This window comes from Mesorhizobium sp. M7A.F.Ca.CA.003.01.2.1 (assembly GCF_003998945.1).
Taxonomy (GTDB): domain Bacteria; phylum Pseudomonadota; class Alphaproteobacteria; order Rhizobiales; family Rhizobiaceae; genus Mesorhizobium; species Mesorhizobium ciceri.
In genome coordinates, this window is sequence record NZ_RZRA01000563.1 from 1 (window position 1) to 3715 (window position 3715).

The following is a 3715-nucleotide window of genomic DNA, read 5'->3' on the forward strand; positions in this document are numbered from 1 at the left end:
CCACCCGCCGGCATGGCGCCGATCGGGAAGCCGATCGCGGCGCCGCGTAGCCAGGGTTTCCACGAACGCCCCCACTCGGCCGCCGTCATGTAGAGCGAGCCCTTCAGCGGCACGATCTCGTCCTTGCCGGCATAGCGGCGCGAGGCCATGTACAGCGTCTCGCCGACCGCAAACAGGCCAACGGCGGCGATGATGACGTCGACGCCGTCGAGCAGTTCGGTCATGCCGAAGGTGAAGCGCGGCTGGCCGGTCTGCAGGTCGACGCCGATCATGCCGATGACGAAGCCTGCGAACAGGCTGGTCAGGCCGCGAACGGAAGACGAGCCGAGCACCGCCGAGACGGTGATGAAGGCCAGCACCATCAGCGAGAAATATTCGGCCGGACCGAAGGCCAGCGCGAATTTGACCACCACCGGCGCCAGGAAAGCGACGCCCATCGTGCCGATCGTGCCGGCGACGAACGAGCCGATCGCCGAAGTGGCGAGGGCTGCACCGCCGCGGCCGGAACGCGCCATCCTGTTGCCTTCCAGCGCGGTGACGATGGTGGCGCTTTCGCCGGGCGTGTTGAGCAGGATCGACGTCGTCGAGCCGCCGTACATGGCGCCGTAATAGATGCCGGCAAACAGGATGAAGGATGCCTCCGGCGCCACCTGATAGGTGATCGGCAAAAGCAGCGCGATGGTCAGCGCCGGCCCAAGACCGGGCAGCACACCGATGGCGGTACCAAGCGTGGTGCCGAGCAGGCACCACAGAAGGTTGACCGGGGTGAAGGCGACCGAGAAGCCATGTGCCAGATGTCCGAGCGTTTCCATGGCGTCAGCCCCTCAACATGGTGATGAACGCATCGATGACCGTGTTCAGCTGGTTCTCGATGAAACCGGCACCGATGTTGACGCCGAGCGCCCTGGCGAAGCCGAAATAGGCGGCCAGCGCCAGGATAAGGCCGAGCACGACGTCCCGCAGCGTACGCTTGCTGCCGAAGCCGTAGCAGACGAGCACGAACATGATGACGGATGCCGCCGTGAAGCCGAGCGGTTGGATGAGCAGCAGATTGGCGATCAGGCCGATAACGACGAAGCCCATTGCCTTCCAGTCGGTCGGCGTCTCCTTTTCCTCCTCCGGCTGCCAGCCGCCGCGAAGCGCGGCAAGGATGAGCAACAGCGAAAGTACCACCAGGCCAACCATGGTAAGGTAGGGAAAGACGGTCGGGCCGACCTTGGAGTAGAGCGGCGACACCGGGATCGCCAGCGTCTGCCAGGCGACGGCGCCGGCGCAGGCCAGGAGCCCGATGCCTATCAACAATTCCGGCACGGCAAGCCGCGACGGCGCCGCCTGCTGGTCGCTGGTGCTCATGATTGTCCTCCCCAGGAGAGCTGGCCAAGTATGGTTGGCGGAAATGCCCGGCGCCGCATGCTTGCTCCCCACCGCAGGGTCATGCCGGCTTGCATTTCATGCGAGAAGGGGCGACCTGCGCCGCCCCTATGACGATGGATCAGGCGAGCCCGAGATCCTTCAGGATCGCCTCGATGCGGGCTGAATCCTCGGTGACGAACTTCGCATAGTCGTCGCCGGTGAGCAGGATCGGCGTCCAGTTGCGGTTCTTGCATTCGGTCGCCCACGCGTCGCTCTTGGCCATGGTCTCGATCAGGGTGATCATCGCTGCCTTGTCGGCGTCGGAAATACCCGGCGGTGCGAAGACGCCGCGCCAGTTGAACAGTTCGACATCGATGCCGGCCTCCTTCAGCGTCGGCGCATCGATGCCGTCCTGGCGCTTGTCTGCCGAGATGGCGAGCAGCCGCAGCGCGCCCGCCTTGACCTGCTCGGAGAACTCGCCAAAGCCGGAGATGCCGGCCGCGACCTGGTTGCCGAGCAGCGCCGACAACGCCTCACCGCCGCCGGCGAACGGCACGTAGGACAGGTTTGTCGCCGGCACGCCGACAGTCTTGGCAATCAGGCCGAACAGGATGTGATCGGAACCGCCTGCGGAGCCGCCGGCGACAGGAACCTTTGTCGGATCGGCCTTGAGCGCGGCGACGAAATCAGCGGCCGTCTTGAACGGCGACTCCGCCGGCACGACCAAGGCCTCGAACTCGCCGGTAAGGCGGGCGATCGGGGTGACCTGCGTCAGATTGTTGGCGGCCTTGTTGGCAATGATGGCGCCAACCATGACCATGCCGGCAACCATCAGGGAATTGCCTTTGCCGTTCCACTGGCTGATGAATTGCGGCAGCCCGACAGTCCCGCCGGCGCCGCCGACATTGGTGATCTGCGAACCCGAGATGAGCTTTTCACTGCGCAGCACCTGGTCGATCGTGCGCGCCGTCTGGTCCCAGCCACCACCCGGTGCGGCAGGCACGAAGAGCTGTATCTGGGGCGCGCCTTCGGCCAAAGCGGGAGAAAGATGCGACGTCATCAGCCCGGCACCCACGGCTGCGGTGCTCATCAAAAATCTGCGTCTGTCCAGCATGGGATTCCTCCAAATCACGACACCTCCTCCGGTGCCCGCCAAAACGCGCCTGCATCCAGACCCGTCATCGATTTCAAGCAGATGTTACGGAGTTCTGTCAACGGAAACGATATTCTACTGGACAGAACGATTTGGCGGCGCGACACAGTCGCGTCGCTCGGTTTTCTTCAAACTGGAACCGCCATGGATTCGCCAAGCAAATCGGCAGATGCGGAAATCGACCGCGCCGAAGGTGTTGCAGCACTCGATCGGGCGATTGCCATCCTCGATGCCTTCAGCACGGAGGACCGGTCGCTCAGCCTAGCCGAAATCGCGGCGCGCACCGGCCTCTACAAGAGCACCATCCTGCGGCTTGCGAATTCCCTTTTGCGCGGACGATTGCTCGAGCGCCTCGACAATGGGCGCTACCGCGTCGGACCCGCGACGTTTCGGCTCGGTGCGCTCTACCAGCGTTCGGTCGTGGCGGTCGACATCCTGCTGCCGATCATGCGCGATCTTTCCGAGCGAAGCTGGGAAAGCGTTGCCTTCTACGTTCGCTCGGGCGATGTCCGCACCTGTCTTTACCGCGTCGAATCCAAGCACCCGATCCGCTACACGATACGCGAAGGCGACGTATTGCCTTTGCTGCTCGGCTCGGGCGGCCGCGTGCTCGCAGCGTTTTCGGGCCAGCAGGGCGAACCCTACGAGACCATCCGCAAGACCTGCAACTGTCTCGCCGTCGGCGACCGCGACCCCGAGACCGGGGGCGTGTCGGCGCCGGTATTCGGGCCAGGGGGCGTCCTGCTCGGCGCCTTGACCCTGGCTGGACCAAGCACGCGCGTCGACGCGGCCTTTCTGCAGCGCATGAAGCGTCCGCTGCTCGAGGCAGCGGCCCGCGCCACCCGCGCCTTCGGCGAGGACGCCTCAATGCTCGAGCAGGCAAGCCTGGCAGCGGACGCCCTGCCGTAGAATGCGGCCTGATTGGAAGGCTCGCCCAGTTCAACTTGACCAGAACCACACGGCGGTTCTTGGCGCGGCCCGCTTCGTCATCGTTGCTGGCGACAGGTGCCATCATGCCGGCGCCCGCAGCGGTCAGCCGCGCCGCTCAGGTCACCGCGCCAGCAGGATAGTCGGAGCGTCGTGATAGGTGGTCTTTACCACTTCCCGGTAACCGCACTTGGCAGCCACCCTCAGCGAAGCGCCATTTTCCGGATCGATGATACAGACGGTCTTCTCGCGCCCGAAAATCACTTCGCCCCATGCCAGGAC

At 64.8% G+C, this 3715-nt stretch carries 4 protein-coding genes and 2 pseudogenes; 1 reads left to right on the forward strand and 5 read right to left on the reverse strand.

What is annotated here, in order from left to right:
• The 3 genes from EN969_RS21095 to EN969_RS21105 form a co-directional block, all read right to left on the reverse strand.
• A partial coding sequence (locus EN969_RS21095) for a tripartite tricarboxylate transporter permease (RefSeq protein WP_206525199.1) occupies positions 1 to 812 on the reverse strand: 812 nt, incomplete at its 3' end.
• 4 nt (positions 813 to 816) lie between these two features.
• Positions 817 to 1353 (reverse strand): tripartite tricarboxylate transporter TctB family protein, encoded by a 537-nt coding sequence (locus EN969_RS21100; RefSeq protein WP_063168998.1) that lies wholly within the window; start codon positions 1351 to 1353, stop codon positions 817 to 819.
• A gap of 139 nt (positions 1354 to 1492) precedes the next feature.
• On the reverse strand, positions 1493 to 2467 hold the full coding sequence (locus EN969_RS21105; RefSeq protein ID WP_013529611.1) for a tripartite tricarboxylate transporter substrate-binding protein: 975 nt from the start codon (positions 2465 to 2467) through the stop codon (positions 1493 to 1495).
• Positions 2468 to 2650: 183 nt separating this feature from the next.
• Between EN969_RS21105 and EN969_RS21110 the strand changes: the two genes are divergently transcribed.
• Positions 2651 to 3415 (forward strand): IclR family transcriptional regulator, encoded by a 765-nt coding sequence (locus EN969_RS21110; protein WP_013529610.1) that lies wholly within the window; start codon positions 2651 to 2653, stop codon positions 3413 to 3415.
• Between the two features lie 34 nt (positions 3416 to 3449).
• Here the strand turns inward: EN969_RS21110 and EN969_RS36125 are convergent.
• Both EN969_RS36125 and EN969_RS36130 read right to left on the reverse strand, forming a co-directional pair.
• A pseudogene (locus EN969_RS36125) lies at positions 3450 to 3551 on the reverse strand (DUF4892 domain-containing protein); the annotation flags it as partial.
• Positions 3552 to 3556: 5 nt separating this feature from the next.
• Positions 3557 to 3715: pseudogene (locus EN969_RS36130) on the reverse strand (GNAT family N-acetyltransferase); the annotation flags it as partial.

Coding starts and splice junctions, on each gene's coding strand:
- EN969_RS21100 (WP_063168998.1), bottom strand. CDS start 1,353: ATGAGCACCAGCGACCAGCAGGCGGCGCCGTCGCGGCTTGCCGTGCCG.
- EN969_RS21105 (WP_013529611.1), bottom strand. CDS start 2,467: ATGCTGGACAGACGCAGATTTTTGATGAGCACCGCAGCCGTGGGTGCC.
- EN969_RS21110 (WP_013529610.1), top strand. CDS start 2,651: ATGGATTCGCCAAGCAAATCGGCAGATGCGGAAATCGACCGCGCCGAA.